Origin of the sequence: Aeromonas allosaccharophila (genome assembly GCF_000819685.1) — a bacterium.
Taxonomy (GTDB): domain Bacteria; phylum Pseudomonadota; class Gammaproteobacteria; order Enterobacterales; family Aeromonadaceae; genus Aeromonas; species Aeromonas allosaccharophila.
Window position 1 is genome coordinate 87943 of record NZ_CDBR01000119.1, and the last position, 15167, is coordinate 103109.

Below are 15167 nucleotides of genomic sequence, written 5' to 3' on the forward strand. Positions count from 1 at the left end.
GGCCCAAGGAGTTAGAAAAATAACAATGGCAGTCAAGGTATTAGTTGTCGACGATTCGAGCTTCTTTCGCCGTCGGGTGAGTGAAATCATCAATCAGGATCCCATGCTGACGGTGATCGACACGGCCCAGAATGGACGTGAAGCGGTGGACAAGGCGATGTCGCTGCGCCCTGATGTGATCACCATGGACATCGAGATGCCCGTGATGGATGGCATCAGTGCGGTGCGCGAGATCATGGCCAAGTGTCCGACTCCCATTCTGATGTTCTCCTCCCTGACCCATGAAGGAGCCAAGGCGACGCTGGATGCACTGGACGCCGGTGCCCTCGACTTTTTGCCCAAGAAGTTTGAGGACATTGCCAGAGACAAGGACGAAGCGGTCAGGCTGTTGCAACAGCGGGTGAAGGAGATCTCCCGCAAGCGCTTCCTGATGGCACCTGCAGCCCGCCCCAAAGCACCTGAACCGGTTGCTCGTGCGCCACTGGGCAGCACTGCGCCCAGAACGCCTGAGCGTCCGTCTGACCTGCAACGTACTGTGCCAAGTGCCTCATTCAAGCGCAGTGGCAAGACTTACCAGTTGGTGGCGATCGGTACTTCTACTGGTGGGCCGGTTGCGCTGCAAAACGTGCTGACCAAGTTGCCGGGGGATTTTCCCCATCCCATCCTGCTTATCCAGCATATGCCTGCCACCTTCACCGCCGCATTTGCCGCCCGTCTCAATGGCTTGTGCCAGATTGGCGTCAAGGAGGCCGAGGATGGCGATGTGCTCAAACCGGGCCATGCCTATCTGGCGCCTGGTGGTAAACAGATGCTGCTGGAAGGGCGTGGTGCAGGTGCCCGAATCCGTATCATTGATGGCAACGACAAGGTGAACTACAAGCCTTGCGTAGATATTACCTTTGCCTCGGCGGCCAAAACCTATGCCGATAAGGTGTTGGCGATTGTGTTGACCGGTATGGGCGCTGATGGCCGTGATGGTGCCAGACTGCTGAAAGAGCAAGGCTCTACCATCTGGGCTCAGGATGAAGCTTCCTGCGTGGTATATGGGATGCCCCAAGCGGTTGCCAAAGCAGGGATTGCCAGCGAATCACTTCCTCTGGACAAGGTGGCCCAGCGCATTCTGGTTGAGTTGGGGCGCTAATCATGGGCTTGCTCGGTCTGCTCCTGGCATTGGGGGCTATTGCTATTGCCCAGCTGTGGCATGGTGGCTCCCTGTTGACGCTGGTGGATGGGCCCGCATTTCTGATCGTGCTGGGCGGTACTGTCGGTGCCGTTACATTGCAGACTCCTGCCAAGTACATTCTGCTGGCGTTGCGCCAGCTGTTATGGATTTTTACCCCTCCCCGACAAGATCTCTCGACGCAGGCTGAACGGTTGCAGTCGTGGGCCGTCTTTGCACGCCAGCAAGGGCTGCTGGCCCTTGAAAATCAGGCCGAGCAGGAGGAGGACAACTTTACCCGCCAAGGGCTTGGCATGATTGTCGATGGGGTATCCACAGAGGATATTCGTATGCTGCTGGAAGCGGACATCGATATCGAGCAGGAGCGCAATGAACATGCCGCCAGGGTCTTTGAAGCCATGGGGGGATACAGTCCGACCATCGGGATCATCGGTGCCGTGCTGGGCCTGATCCAGGCCATGTTTCATCTCGAAGATCCGTCAGCGCTGGGGGCAGGTATCGCAGTCGCATTTGTGGCAACCATCTATGGGGTGGGTTTTGCCAATCTCATTTATCTGCCGATCGCCAACCGGTTGCGTGCATTTCACTATCATTACGCACTCTTTCAGGAGATGACCCTGGAAGGGCTACTGGCCATCGCCCATGGTGAAAATGGTGTGCAGGTTGAGCGTCGGCTCAGGGCCTATTTGAAAGGAGAGTAGCCATGCGCAAGCGCTATCGGTTGCACTTGCAGGGTCGCGAGCATCTTGACCGTTGGCTGGTCTCCTATGCCGATTATATGACGCTGATCTTTGCTCTGTTCGTGGTGCTCTACTCCGTTGCGTTGGTGAACAAGGACAAATACCGCGCAGTAATTGATGGCATGAGTCAGGCGTTCAGTGTCATGCAGCCCGGTAGCCATGGCTTGCTTGAGGGGCAGGGCAATTCCCTGCTGGACAATGCGGTCTCTGCATCCCCCTCGTTGCTGGAAAGTCCTGCGTCCCCTTCTCCTTCACTTGCTCCCATTTCTGGTGTGCCAGTGCTGCAAGATGGCACGACACTTGCGAAACTCGATATGCAGTTGCAACAGAGCATGGGCTCGTTGGTGGATGCCGGTATCGTCAAACTGACACAAGATGAGAACTGGCTGACGGTTGAACTCAGCTCCGGGTTGTTGTTTGGCAGCGGCAGCGCCTTTATGGGGCCAAATGCAGCACCGGTCATTAATACTCTTTCAAGTATTCTCAAACCGGTCGATAACTATGTAAGAGTTCGGGGTTATACCGATAACCAGCAGATAAATAATGAAATTTATCGTTCTAACTGGGCGCTTTCTGCCGCTCGGGCCGAGGCGGTACTCAATGGTTTGATCGCCGATGGTATAGCCCCCCAGCGTTTGGCGTTCGAGGCATATGGCGAGTTTTCCCCCTTTGCTGACAACGGCAGCGAGCAGGGCAGACTGCAGAATCGCAAGGTTGTGGTCGCTATCTCCAAATTTGCCTGGGTGCCGCCGGCACCTGTGGTTGCAACGCCCACTGTGGTTGCCGAGCCAGTCCCTGCGGTGCAGCAGGCGGTGGATGCTGGAGAGATAAAGGTGATCACCTTGCCCGGTGGTGGCATACGCATAACAACAAGGCAGGATTGATACAGTGATTGTTTGGACGGTTGCCAACCAGAAAGGTGGAGTGGGTAAAACCACCACAGTGGTCTCGCTTGCCGGGATCCTGGCCCAGCGTGGCCAGCGGGTGCTGTTGATTGACACCGATCCCCATGCCTCGCTGACTGCATATCTTGATTTTGATTCCGATCGCCTGGATGGCACTCTCTATGAGCTGTTTCAGGCTGTCAAACCGACCGCCGAGCTTGTCAATAAACTGACGCTCAGAACCAAGTTTGAAAATATCCATTTGCTGCCTGCCTCAATTACCCTTGCGACCCTTGATCGGGTGATGGGCAATCGTGAGGGAATGGGATTGGTACTGAAGCGGGCACTGCTGCGCATTCAGGATCAATATGATTACGTGCTGATCGATTGCCCGCCGGTGCTTGGGGTGATGATGGTCAACGCGCTGGCTGCCTGCGATCGCATTCTGGTGCCTGTCCAGACCGAGTTTCTGGCCCTCAAGGGGTTGGAGCGGATGATGAAAACATTCGAGATCATGCAGCGTTCCAAGCGTGACAAGTTTCGTTATACCGTGATCCCGACCATGTTCGACAAGCGCACCCGTGCCTCTCTGATGACCTTGAAATCGATCAAGGATCAATACGGTGATTCGGTGTGGAATGCGGTGATCCCGATTGATACCAAGTTTCGGGATGCCAGCTTGCTGCATATCCCCCCGTCTATCTATTCTCCCGGGAGTCGCGGAACCTATGCATACGAAACGCTGCTCAACCATCTTGATGCCCTTGAGCGGCAACGGGTTCATGAGGTGACGCCATGAGAGATACCATTCAAGTCCGGGCGATGGATGACTATTTCCACTCCCTGCTGCTCGATGAGCCGCTGGTGCTGGATGAGGCGGAAGAGGTTCAATCTGCCCCTGTTCTGCAATTGCAACGTCAACCCCAGAGCGTTCCTGATGTGGTGGCTGCACCTTACCTCGAAAGTGATCCACGGCTTGCCCAGCTCGGTGAGTTGCTGGCGCAGGTGGGACAAGTCCAGTTCGAGAATGACGCCTTCACCCATGAAGCAACACTCACCGCACCGCTGGAGATTGTCGCGGAAGAGTCACTGTTGCCGGTGGAACCGGAATGGCCAGCTGAAGTGCTGGCTCCCGAGGTTGCAGAGCCTCATACCACTATCCTGACCGAGACGGCGCTGGAGGTTGCTCCGGTAGAGGCCAGTGAACCAGTGGCTTGGGAAAATATCGATACCGGCAAAGAGTTTCAGGCCCTCTTTTTTGAAGTCGCGGGCATGACGTTTGCGGTGCCGTTGACCGAGCTTGGCGGGATCCACCAGTTGGGCGAGATCACCTCCCTGTTTGGCCAGCCGGGCTGGTACAAGGGGATCATGACCTCACGCGAGCAGAAGATGAATGTGGTCGATACGGCCCAGTGGGTCATGCCGGGTCAGCATCTCGAGATGGATGATTACAAGTATCTGATTATGTTGGGCGAATCCCCTTGGGGGCTGGCGTGTCATCACCTGAAAGGGACTGAACTGTTACACCGTGATCAGGTGAAGTGGCGTCATCAGGAGGGCAAGCGCCCCTGGTTGGCTGGCATGGTCAAAGAAAAAATGTGTGCCCTGTTACATGTTCGTGAACTGCTCCTGTTGCTGGAGCGTGGGGTGAACATAGAAGGTCGCTGATAACTTCTGCAATCGAGCTGTTTTATTGCTAGTTTTAGCAGTAGACGTTTTCATAAAAGGAATAAAAACATGACAGAAAAGCGCAATATTGCACAGAATCTGGCCGAAGATGAAGTGCTGCAATGGGTAACCTTCCAACTGGAAAACGAAACCTACGGCATCAATGTGATGCAGGTTCAGGAGGTGTTGCGCTACACCGAAATTGCGCCGGTGCCGGGTGCGCCCGAGTACGTTCTGGGGATCATCAACCTGCGCGGCAATGTGGTGACTGTCATCGATACCCGTTCCCGTTTTGGTCTGCCTTCCGGTGATGTGAGTGAAAACTCCCGCATTGTGATCATAGAGGCCGAGAAGCAGGTGATCGGCATCATGGTCGACAGCGTGGCAGAAGTGGTTTATCTGCGTTCTTCCGAAATCGATGCGGCACCAGCGGTCGGCACTGAAGAGAGCGCCAAGTTTATTCAAGGGGTGAGCAACCGTGATGGTCAACTGCTGATCCTGGTTGACTTGAACAAGCTGCTCTCTGATGAAGAGTGGGAAGATATCGGTTCCCTCTGATAAGTAAGGTGATGTTTTGATAATCGAGATGGTTGCCTTGGGGTTGTCCCTGATTGCCTTGGTGTTTGCCTCTTATATCTGGTTCAAGAGCAAGCGTAGCAAGCAGGAGTCCGAGGCCAGTGTGGCAACCCTGCAAGGTCAGCTGGAAAGCTTGCGCAAGCAGATGATGGAGCTGCATACCGGTGCCATTGGCATGGGGCAGCGTCTGCAGTCGGTGGAAGGGGCGATGCAGCAGGTCAATGATCGCCAGCAAGAGCTGACCCTGCAGGATCCCGAGCGCAGGCTCTATAGCCGAGCGGCAAAGATGGTCGAACTGGGCGCCGATCTTGATGAAGTCATGAGTGAGTGCGAGTTGCCAAAGGCAGAGGCCGAGCTCTTGATATCGTTGCGAAAAGGTCGTTCTTGATGATTCAGGAAGGCAACTGCCTTCCTGAATTTTATGGCGTGCAGCCGCTTGTCCCCCAACTGCGGTGAACGGGTCGTTTCTACCGCATTTTCTTTGTGATCCTGGTCGCCAGTCAGTTCAATTGTTGCATCTTTGAAAAGACGTATTCCAATACTGTGTTAAGATGCAGACCGCTTCATTTTCTCTGAAAAAATCCCCATGCTGCTTCAAGTTAACAATCTGAGCTGCGTGCGCGAAGATCGCACTCTGTTTGAACACCTCTCTTTCTCTGTTGCGCCCGGCGATCTGGTGCAAATCGAAGGGCCCAACGGTGTCGGCAAGACCAGTCTGTTGCGGTTGATGACCGGGCTGTCGCAGCCGTTTGCCGGTGAGGTGTGCTGGAATGGGGAGAATATTCGTCACTGTCGTGATGAGTATCATGCCAATCTGCTCTATCTCGGTCATCAGCCTGGTGTCAAAGCGGCGCTGACCCCTTTTGAAAACCTGAAGTTCTACCAGCAGTTGCATCACCCGCAGCAAACAGAGACTGACTTGTGGCAGATATTGGCCCGGGTAGGGCTGGCCGGTTTTGAAGAGAACCCGACCGGGCAACTCTCTGCCGGTCAGCAACGTCGTGTGGCCCTGGCCAGACTCTGGCTGTCACAGAAACCGGCGCTCTGGATCCTCGACGAGCCCTTTACGGCCATCGACAAGCAGGGGGTCAAGGTGCTCGAGCAGCTCTTTCTGGCCCACGCCGAGCGGGGCGGCATGGTGATCCTCACCACCCATCAGGATCTGACCCTGATGCAGGGACGGCTGAAGAGTATCTCGTTGACCCCCTTCGCCTCGACATTGCAGGAGTAACGCCATGTTGCGCGCTGTTATGCACCTTATTCATCGTGAACTGCTGATGGCCCTGCGCCAGCGTTCCGATATTCTCAATCCGCTCTGGTTTTTCCTCATTGTCATCACACTGTTTCCGCTAGGGATTGGCCCGGAGCCCAAGCTGCTGGCCCGTATTGCCCCGGGGATTATTTGGGTGGCGGCGCTATTGGCGGCCATGCTGTCACTGGAGCGGCTGTTTCGCGACGACTTTGCCGATGGCGCGCTGGAGCAGATGATGCTGATGCCGCACCCGCTGGGCTTGCTGGCGCTGGCGAAAGTGGTCGCTCACTGGTTGCTGACCGGCTTGCCGCTGCTGCTGATCTCTCCCTTGCTGGCGATTTTGCTGTCGCTGGATATGAACACCTATCTGGCCGTCGTCGCGACGCTGGCACTTGGCACTCCTGTATTGAGCCTGCTCGGCGCGGTTGGTGTCGCGTTGACGGTGGGGCTGCGCAAAGGCGGGGTATTGCTCAGTCTGCTGATCCTGCCGCTCTATATTCCGGTACTGATTTTTGCCACCTCCGCCATTGATGCGGCGGGGATGAGCTTGCCCTATGGCGGGCAGCTTGCCATTCTGGCCGCCATGCTGGTGGGGGCTTTGACGCTGACGCCGCTGGCTGTGTCGGCGGCATTGCGGGTCAGCCTCAACTGATGGCTGTTTGCTGAACCGGATTTGGCTCCGAACGGAGTCTTTTTACAAAAAATAATGTTGCGATGGATCAAGGAGAGCGCCGCTTATTGCTTTCGGGGTATTTGATGCTGCCCCGTGGTCGGTATGGTAGGCCTCGCCAAACGATTAATAACAAAAAGGTTTTGTGAGCTATGTGGAAATGGTTGCACCCTTATGCCAAACCGGAGCGGGCCTATCAGCTGGCAGGCACGCTGTTGCCCTGGTTTGCGGTGATTAGTCTGCTCTCGTTTGTGATCGGTACTGTCTGGGGCCTCGCGTTTGCGCCAGCGGATTACCAGCAGGGAGATTCGTTCCGGATCATCTATATCCACGTGCCTTCCGCCATTCTCTCCATGGGGGCCTACTCCACCATGGCGGTGGCCGCCTTTATCGGCCTGGTGTGGCAACTGCGGATGGCGGATATGACGGTTGCGGCTATCGCACCGGTCGGCGCCGTATTTACCTTTATTGCCCTCTTTACCGGTGCCGCCTGGGGCAAGCCCATGTGGGGAACCTGGTGGGTGTGGGATGCGCGGCTCACCTCTGAGCTGATCCTGCTGTTTCTCTACCTCGGCGTGATTGCCCTCTACAACGCCTTCAGCGACAAGGTGGTTGCTGGCCGTGCTGCCGGCATTCTGGCGCTGGTGGGGGTGATTAACCTGCCCATCATTCACTACTCGGTAGAGTGGTGGAACACCCTGCATCAGGGGGCCACCATCACCAAATTTGACAAACCCTCCATTTCACCCGAGATGCTCTGGCCGCTGCTGATCATGATCCTGGCGTTTGCCGCGTTTCTCGGGGCCCTGACCCTGATGCGTTTTCGCAATGAACTCCTGATGCGGGAGTGGCATCGTCCCTGGGTCAAAGAGATTGCAGAGCAGGAGAAGTAAGCATGCACTTTGCCTCTTTCAGTGATTTTATGGCGATGGGCGGTTACGCCTTCTATGTCTGGCTCTCTTTTGGCCTGACGCTGGTGTGTCTGGTCGGCATCATCATTTCTACCCGCATGAAAACTCGCAGCCTGCTCGGCGAGCTGCGCAGCAAACAGGCGCGCGAGGCCCGTCGCAAGGCGGCCCGGCAGATGGAGAACACCCTATGAACCCGAGACGCAAAAAACGCCTCACCATCATTCTGGCTATCACTCTGGGTCTGGCGACCGTCAGCGGGTTGGTGCTCTACGCCCTCAGTCAGAATATCGACCTCTTCTATACCCCGAGCGAGCTGGTGGAGGGCAAGGGCCCGGATAAGATCAAGCCGGAAGAGGGGCAGCGCCTGCGCATCGGTGGATTGGTGGTGCCGGGGTCGGTGCAGCGGGATCCCCAGAGCCTCAAGGTGGCCTTCAAGCTGGTGGATAACGGCGGGCATCTGGTGACGGTCGAGTTTGACGGTATCCTGCCGGACTTGTTCCGTGAAGGGCAGGGGATTGTTGCCCAGGGCACCCTCAAGGATGCTACGACCGTAGAGGCGTTCGAGGTGCTGGCCAAGCACGATGAGAACTACATGCCGCCGGAAGTGGCCGACGCCACCAACGGCATGCACTTCAAGCCGGAGTACTCCGAGGCGCAGTTGAAGGGAGCCAAACAGTGATCCCTGTGGTGGTTGCCTTTTTCGCTTTGCCTGCCGTGCGTGATGCGGCTGTTGTCACCGTTCAATTGAAAGGAATGCCTTCATGATCCCGGAATTAGGTCAGTTTGCGCTGATCCTGGCCTTTGCCACCGCCCTGCTGCTGGGCAGCTACCCGCTGCTTGGCGCCAGTTGGGGGCGTCTTGGCATGATGTCGGCGGCCCGCCCGCTCGCCTATGCCCAGTTCTTGTTGCTGCTGCTGTCGTTTCTCTGCCTGACCTGGGCCTTTATCGATAACGACTTCACCGTGCAATATGTGGCCACTAACTCCAACAGCCTGCTGCCGCTGGCCTATCGCATCTCGGCAGTGTGGGGTGCCCACGAAGGTTCCCTGCTGCTGTGGGTACTGACCCTGGGTGGCTGGACTGCGGCGGTAGCCATGTTCAGTCGCCGTCTGCCGCTCGATGCTGTCGCGCGGGTACTCGGCGTGCTGGGTCTGATCTCGGTCGGCTTCACCGCATTCGTGCTGTTCACCTCCGATCCCTTCACCCGCACCTTGCCCTATTTTCCGGTCGATGGCCGTGACCTCAATCCGCTGCTTCAGGATCCGGGTCTTATCTTCCATCCGCCGATGCTCTACATGGGTTATGTGGGCTTCTCGGTGGCGTTTGCCTTTGCCATTGCCTCGCTGATGACCGGCCGTCTCGATGCGACCTGGGCCCGCTGGTCTCGCCCCTGGACCATGGCGGCCTGGGTATTCCTGACTCTCGGCATCGTTCTCGGCTCCTGGTGGGCCTACTACGAGCTCGGTTGGGGGGGCTGGTGGTTCTGGGATCCGGTAGAAAATGCCTCGTTTATGCCCTGGCTGGCGGGTACCGCCCTGCTGCACTCGCTGGCGGTGAGCGAGAAGCGTGCCACCTTCAAGGCGTGGACCGTCCTGTTGGCCCTCTCTGCCTTCTCGCTGAGCCTGCTCGGTACCTTCCTGGTGCGCTCCGGCGTGCTGGTGTCGGTGCATGCGTTTGCCTCCGATCCGACCCGCGGTCTGTTTATTCTCGGTTTCCTGCTGGCGGTGATCGGCTCATCCTTGCTGCTGTTTGCCTTTAAAGGCTCGCAGGTGAAGAGCCACGGCAAACACGAGCTGTGGAGTCGCGAGACCCTGCTGCTTTGCAACAACATCATGCTGGTGGCGGGTCTGCTGACCGTGCTGCTTGGCACCTTGTTGCCGCTGGTGCACAAGGAGCTGGGGCTGGGGAGCATCTCTATCGGTACTCCCTTCTTCAACCACATCTATAGCTGGCTGATCATCCCGTTTGCCCTGCTGCTGGGGGTTGGCCCACTGTTTCGCTGGCGTCGTCAGGAGCTGGGGGAACTCAAAAGCAAGGTGGTCGTGGCACTGGTGCTGAGTCTGGCCGCTGCCTTGCTGTTGCCGCTGCTCTTTGCCGAAACCTTCAAGCCGTGGGCGGCGGTAGGGATTGGGCTGGGTGCCTGGATCATCGTCACCAGCGTGCAGGAGACCTGGGCGCGAGCGACCCACAAGCACAGTTTTGCGGTCGGTGTGCGCAAGCTTGGTAACAGCCACTGGGCCATGATCCTTGGCCATGTGGGGCTGGCAGTCAGCATCATAGGTATCGCCTGTACCCAGAACTACAGCATCGAGAAGGATCTGCGGATGCAGGCGGGGGATCGGGTCCATTTTGCCGATTACGAGTTTGTTTTCACCGGCATCAAGGAGAAGAACGGCCCCAACTACGATGGCTTCAAGGGCGTGCTGGAAGTGCACAAGAATGGCAAGCAGGTCGCTTTGCTCAAGCCCGAGAAGCGGATGTACAAGGTGACCCGGATGCCGATGACCGAAGCGGCCATCGATGCCGGTATCACCCGTGATCTCTATGCGGCGCTGGGTGAGCAGCTCGACAACGGAGCCTGGGCGGTGCGGATCTACTACAAACCGTTTGTGCGCTGGATCTGGTTCGGCGGCGTCTTTATGGCCATCGGAGGCGTGCTGGCGATGCTCGACAAGCGTTACCGTTTCGGCCGTCGTGAGGAGGAGGCCAAGGCATGAACAAAAAGACCTGGTTGTTTTTAATCCCCTTTATCGTCTTTTTGCTGGGGGCTGTGTTCCTGTTCAAGGGGCTCTACTCCGACCCAACCAAGCTTGAATCCGTGATGGTGGGCAAAGAGGTGCCGATGTTCACTCTGCAGGACATTTACGATCTGAACAAACAGCATGATCGCACCATCCTCACCGGTCGCCCCATGCTGCTCAACGTCTGGGCCACCTGGTGCCCCACCTGCTATGGCGAGCACACCCACCTCAAACAGCTGGCGGGGCAGGGCATTCCCATTATCGGCATGAACTACAAGGATGAGCGCGACAAGGCGATCAAGTGGCTGGCGGAGCTGGGCAACCCCTATCAGGTCAACCTCTATGATCCGGACGGCATGCTGGGACTGGATCTCGGGGTATATGGCGCGCCGGAGACCTTCTTTATCGACAGCAAGGGGGTCATCCGCTATCGCCACGTGGGGGATATCAACCCCGAGAACTGGGCGTCGACCCTCAAACCCATCTTTGATGCCATGAAGTGAGGGGAGCCCTGATGAGAGTATTTATTGCTTCCATGCTGCTGTTGCTGGGATGGGTGGTGCAAGCGCCCGCCATGGCCGCTATCGATGTCTACACCTTCGACAACGACAATCAGGAGCAGGTCTTTCGCGAACTGACCAAGGAGCTGCGCTGCCCCAAGTGCCAGAACCAGGATATCGCCGACTCCAATGCGGGGCTGGCCAAGGACTTGCGCGACAAGACCTACCAGATGGTGCGCGAGGGCAAGGATAAAGAGGAGATCGTGGATTACATGGTGGCCCGCTATGGCAACTTTATCCTCTATAACCCGCCCCTGATGGCTTCTACCCTGATCCTCTGGCTCGGCCCGCTGCTGGTGATCCTGATCGGTGGTGCCGTGGTCGTGATGCGCAGCCGCCGGGTCCCTGCGGTGAAAAAACAACTGGATAACGCCCTGAGCGAGGAGGAGCAGCGCCGACTGGCCGAGCTGCTCAAAGAGGAAGAGAAACAATGACCGCTTTTTGGATAGTGATTGCGGGCTTGCTGGTGCTGGTGAGTCTGGCACTCGTCGTGCCGCTGTGGCGTGGTGAAGGCAAACAGAGCATCAGTCGCTCGGCGCTCAACAAACAGCTCTATCGCCAGCGGCTGCTGGAGATTGGTGAAGAGCGTGATCAGGGTGTCTTGGCCGAGGAGTCCGATTCGCTGGTTGAGCTGCAGCGAAGCCTCTTGGATGATATTCCCGATGTGGAGCAGACCGCCCGCAGTGGCAAGAGTCTGATCTGGATCCCGGGTGTGCTGGTGCTGGTGGTGGTGAGTCTGGGGCTCTACTACAAGCTGGGCTCCTGGCAGGAGGTGAGCCGTTGGCAAGATGCCAGCAGCCGTCTTGGCGAGCTGAGCAACCGCATTCTGGTGGAACGCGACGCCCAGGTGACCGAGCAGGATCTGCTGGACTTCACGCTGGCACTGCGTACCCGTCTCAAGGATGAACCGAATGACTACCGCGGCTGGTTGCTGCTGGGACGTTTGGCGCTGGATGGCAACGATCCCGAGATGGCCAACGAGGCGCTGGAGCGGGCCTACACGCTTGCCCCCCAGAAATCGCTGGTGGCGGTGCCCTACGCGCAGGCGCTGATGATGACGGGGGATGAGGCGCAAGCGGATGCCCTGTTGCAGGCGGCTATCGCGCAGGATCCGGACAATATTGAAGCGCGCTCCGTCTATGCCTTTATGGCGCTGCAAAAAGAGGACTTCCAGACCGCGCTTGATCGCTGGCAGGCGATGTTGCCACTGATGGAGAAAGGTACCCCCCGTTACGTGATGGTCGAGCGCTCCATGGAGTATGCCCGTGCGCAGCTCAAGCAACGCGGCATCGAGGTGACGAATTCAGGCGCAGTCAAAGCGGGCGCAATTGAAGAGCAACCGCTCGCGGTGAAGGAGGGGGAATTCCCCATCCATATCACGTTGGCTGCGGGCATTCAGCTGCCGGAAGATGCCCATCTCTTCGTCTTCGCCGTGGTGCCCAACGGGCCGCCTATGCCCATCGCCGTGAAGCGTATCGCAGGGCCAACCCTGCCTGTTACCCTGTCACTCGGGGATGGCGATGCCATGATGGAAGGCAGCAAGCTGGCGGCCTATCCGGAGCTGCAGTTCAAGGCGCGTCTCTCGCGCGGTGGTAATGTGATGAACAAGGAAGGAGCCTTCGAAGGAGTATCCGTGCCGGTCAAGACGGCCGAGATCCCTGCTGCTCCGATTGACATCCGCATCGATCACGCTCTCTAATATGCCTTTGGATAACCCGGCCCCTGGATGGGGGCCGGGTTATCTATACTTCTGATAAATCAAAATAAAACGTCAGGACAATCATATGTATCTTCGTTCAGGGGCCATACTGGCAGCCCTCTTGCTGGCTGGCTGTGCCGGTGGCCCACCCAAGCCTGGCCCAGAGAGTCTGGATCTCAATCCCGGCATGAATAATCCGGGTGCCACCAGTACGGCGGCCGATCCGCGCGATCCCTTCCAGGGGGCCAACCGGGCCATGTGGGCGGTCAACTATGATGTGCTGGAGCCCTATGTGGCACGTCCAGTGGTACATGCCTATGCCCGCTACATTCCGGTAGGGGTGAAGGATGGCATTGCCAACTTTGTTGCCAACTTTGATGAGCCAAGCAGTATGGTGAACCATCTGATCACCGGTGATTTGAAGGGGGCGGGCACTAACCTGGGGCGCTTTACCCTCAACACCACGGTCGGTCTGCTGGGTATCTTCGATGTGGCCAAACATGCCGGCCTCGAGCGCAACAAGCTGGAGATGGATACCGTACTGGGCAGGGCCGATATCGGTAATGGCGCCTACATCATGGTGCCTGTCTACGGCCCGACTACCACCCGGGAGCTGGTTGGCGATGCGATTGACAGCTTCTACTTCCCCTATGCCTTGTTAACCTTCCCGATGAAGGTTGCACACTGGGCCCTGGATGGCTTGGGCACACGCGCCAAGCTGATCGATCAGGAGCGGATCATCGACAACTCCCTCGATCCTTATGCGCTGACCAAGGACTTCTACCTGCAATATAACCAGGGCAAGGTGACGGGCAAGCAGACCGAGCTGAAAGCGTCTCAGCAAGAGCAGGCCGACGATGCCAATCTGGATGAATACATGGACGAGCTGGACCAGTAAGCGGGTCATCTCGATATGTAAAAGGCGCCTGCGGGCGCCGTATTCATTTTTGCAGCCATGTCGAGATAAAAAAACGCCTCGCAGTGCGGGGCGTTTTGGCAAGCGAGGCTGATTAGGCAGCCAGATTCTTGGCCACGAATTCCCAGTTAACCAGAGCCCAGAAGGTTTCCATGTACTTCGGACGCAGGTTGCGGAAGTCGATGTAGTAGGCGTGCTCCCACAGGTCAACGGTCAGCAGCGGGGTGGTGCCGGCTTCGGTCAGCGGGCAACCGGCGTTGGAGGTGTTGACGATAGCCAGAGAGCCGTCAGCTTTCTTCACCAGCCAAGTCCAGCTGGAACCGAAGTTGCCGATGGCAGATTTGGTGAAGGCATCTTTGAACTCGGCGAAGGAGCCGAATGCCTTGTTGATGGCCTCAGCCAGGGCGCCAGTCGGCTCGCCACCTCCATTCGGGGAGAGGCAGTGCCAGTAGAAGGTGTGGTTCCAGATCTGGGCGGCGTTGTTAAAGATGCCGCCGTTGGAGGTCTTGATGATCTCTTCCAGAGACTTGCCTTCAAACTCGGTACCCGGCACCAGATTGTTCAGGTTGACCACGTAGGTGTTGTGGTGCTTGCCGTGGTGATATTCCAGAGTTTCCTGGGAGATGTGCGGTTCCAGAGCGTTGATTGCATAGGGCAGAGCGGGAAGTTCGAATGCCATTTTCTACTCTCCATTGGCTGGACCGTGCGAAGGCGACGGTTGCAAGACATTGCGTACTCTTTTCTATATGTGAAAAGAGTTGTTTTTAAAATGATGGGGCTGGGTAGCCCAAAGCCAAGGGATTGTAGCAGTATCAAAGATGGCCTAACAACTCTTGATTGGCGCCATGATCGCGATCAATCCTTTGTGGGTTCTTTGCGCAATTCGAGCCGGGTCACCCCTTTGTCAGTTTGTGCTCGGGCAAGATTGCAGTAGAATGGCCGCCGAAATCGCTCTAGTGAGGCACCTATGGAAACTATTGAAAAGATTAAGCAGCAGCTGGCTGACAACCCCATCATCATCTACATGAAGGGCTCCCCCAAGCTACCCAGCTGTGGCTTCTCTGCCCAGGCCTCCCAGGCTCTGATGTCCTGCGGCGAGCCGTTTGCCTACGTTGATATTCTGCAAAATCCGGATATCCGCGCCGAATTGCCAAAATTCGCCAACTGGCCGACCTTCCCCCAGCTGTGGGTTGAGGGTGAGCTGATCGGCGGCTGTGACATCATGATCGAGATGTTCCAGGCTGGCGAGTTGCAGACCCTGATCAAGGAAACTGCCGCCAAGTACAAGCAGGATGACGCCGCCGCAGAATAAGTGGGTGTTCACATCGCTGAAAAGGGAGCCATCACGGCTTAATGCCGATCAGTTAAGG

Annotated in this window: 19 protein-coding genes; 18 read left to right on the forward strand and 1 reads right to left on the reverse strand. The window is 57.2% G+C overall.

From position 1 onward, the window contains the following. Window positions 1-25 precede the first annotated feature (25 nt). The 17 genes from BN1115_RS21100 (at window position 26) to BN1115_RS21180 (ending at window position 13779) form a co-directional block, all read left to right on the forward strand. The gene (locus BN1115_RS21100; RefSeq protein ID WP_042658715.1) at window positions 26-1141 is read left to right on the forward strand and encodes a protein-glutamate methylesterase/protein-glutamine glutaminase; all 1116 of its coding nucleotides are present in this window, start codon (window positions 26-28) and stop codon (window positions 1139-1141) included. A gap of 2 nt (window positions 1142-1143) precedes the next feature. Continuing rightward, window positions 1144-1881, forward strand: coding sequence for a flagellar motor protein (locus BN1115_RS21105; RefSeq protein ID WP_042658716.1), 738 nt, complete (start codon window positions 1144-1146; stop codon window positions 1879-1881). Between the two features lie 2 nt (window positions 1882-1883). Further along, on the forward strand, window positions 1884-2804 hold the full coding sequence (locus tag BN1115_RS21110) for a flagellar motor protein MotB (RefSeq protein ID WP_042658717.1): 921 nt from the start codon (window positions 1884-1886) through the stop codon (window positions 2802-2804). Window positions 2805-2808: 4 nt separating this feature from the next. Further along, window positions 2809-3603 (forward strand): ParA family protein, encoded by a 795-nt coding sequence (locus BN1115_RS21115; RefSeq protein WP_042060512.1) that lies wholly within the window; start codon window positions 2809-2811, stop codon window positions 3601-3603. Continuing rightward, window positions 3600-4472, forward strand: coding sequence for a chemotaxis protein CheW (locus tag BN1115_RS21120; RefSeq protein WP_042658718.1), 873 nt, complete (start codon window positions 3600-3602; stop codon window positions 4470-4472). The genes BN1115_RS21115 and BN1115_RS21120 overlap by 4 nt, the downstream gene beginning before the upstream one ends. Window positions 4473-4541: 69 nt before the next feature. Further along, complete coding sequence (locus BN1115_RS21125) at window positions 4542-5030, forward strand: chemotaxis protein CheW (protein WP_005298836.1); 489 nt, start codon at window positions 4542-4544, stop codon at window positions 5028-5030. Window positions 5031-5058: 28 nt separating this feature from the next. Next, the gene (locus BN1115_RS21130; protein WP_042011720.1) at window positions 5059-5436 is read left to right on the forward strand and encodes a DUF2802 domain-containing protein; all 378 of its coding nucleotides are present in this window, start codon (window positions 5059-5061) and stop codon (window positions 5434-5436) included. A 198-nt stretch (window positions 5437-5634) separates the two neighbouring features. After that, a complete protein-coding gene (gene ccmA, locus BN1115_RS21135) occupies window positions 5635-6279 on the forward strand; it encodes a cytochrome c biogenesis heme-transporting ATPase CcmA (RefSeq protein ID WP_042658719.1) in 645 nt (214 codons plus the stop codon). A 4-nt stretch (window positions 6280-6283) separates the two neighbouring features. Continuing rightward, window positions 6284-6952 (forward strand): heme exporter protein CcmB, encoded by a 669-nt coding sequence (gene ccmB, locus BN1115_RS21140; protein WP_005353658.1) that lies wholly within the window; start codon window positions 6284-6286, stop codon window positions 6950-6952. Between the two features lie 170 nt (window positions 6953-7122). Continuing rightward, window positions 7123-7863 carry a heme ABC transporter permease gene (locus tag BN1115_RS21145; protein ID WP_005334687.1) on the forward strand — a complete coding sequence of 247 codons (741 nt, stop codon included), beginning with the start codon at window positions 7123-7125 and terminating at the stop codon, window positions 7861-7863. A gap of 2 nt (window positions 7864-7865) precedes the next feature. Next, the gene (ccmD, locus tag BN1115_RS21150) at window positions 7866-8072 is read left to right on the forward strand and encodes a heme exporter protein CcmD (protein WP_042658720.1); all 207 of its coding nucleotides are present in this window, start codon (window positions 7866-7868) and stop codon (window positions 8070-8072) included. Beyond that, window positions 8069-8560, forward strand: coding sequence for a cytochrome c maturation protein CcmE (ccmE, locus tag BN1115_RS21155; protein ID WP_042658721.1), 492 nt, complete (start codon window positions 8069-8071; stop codon window positions 8558-8560). Before ccmD ends, ccmE begins: the two co-directional genes overlap by 4 nt. 82 nt (window positions 8561-8642) lie before the next feature. Next, complete coding sequence (locus BN1115_RS21160; RefSeq protein ID WP_042658722.1) at window positions 8643-10598, forward strand: heme lyase CcmF/NrfE family subunit; 1956 nt, start codon at window positions 8643-8645, stop codon at window positions 10596-10598. Next, window positions 10595-11125, forward strand: coding sequence for a DsbE family thiol:disulfide interchange protein (locus BN1115_RS21165; RefSeq protein ID WP_042658723.1), 531 nt, complete (start codon window positions 10595-10597; stop codon window positions 11123-11125). Before BN1115_RS21160 ends, BN1115_RS21165 begins: the two co-directional genes overlap by 4 nt. Before the next feature lie 11 nt (window positions 11126-11136). After that, window positions 11137-11616, forward strand: coding sequence for a cytochrome c-type biogenesis protein (locus BN1115_RS21170; RefSeq protein WP_042658724.1), 480 nt, complete (start codon window positions 11137-11139; stop codon window positions 11614-11616). Further along, complete coding sequence (gene ccmI, locus BN1115_RS21175) at window positions 11613-12881, forward strand: c-type cytochrome biogenesis protein CcmI (protein WP_042658725.1); 1269 nt, start codon at window positions 11613-11615, stop codon at window positions 12879-12881. The genes BN1115_RS21170 and ccmI overlap by 4 nt, the downstream gene beginning before the upstream one ends. A gap of 85 nt (window positions 12882-12966) precedes the next feature. Continuing rightward, window positions 12967-13779, forward strand: a complete 813-nt coding sequence (locus tag BN1115_RS21180) for an MlaA family lipoprotein (protein ID WP_005334673.1) — start codon at window positions 12967-12969, stop codon at window positions 13777-13779. A 112-nt stretch (window positions 13780-13891) separates the two neighbouring features. Here the strand turns inward: BN1115_RS21180 and sodB are convergent, their stop codons facing one another. Next, on the reverse strand, window positions 13892-14476 hold the full coding sequence (gene sodB / locus BN1115_RS21185) for a superoxide dismutase [Fe] (RefSeq protein WP_019444736.1): 585 nt from the start codon (window positions 14474-14476) through the stop codon (window positions 13892-13894). Window positions 14477-14764: 288 nt separating this feature from the next. On the opposite strand from sodB, the gene BN1115_RS21190 reads away from it, so the two are divergent. Next, entirely contained in the window at window positions 14765-15109 is a 345-nt protein-coding gene (locus BN1115_RS21190; protein ID WP_042658726.1) for a Grx4 family monothiol glutaredoxin, read from the forward strand. The last annotated feature ends 58 nt before the right edge of the window (window positions 15110-15167 follow it).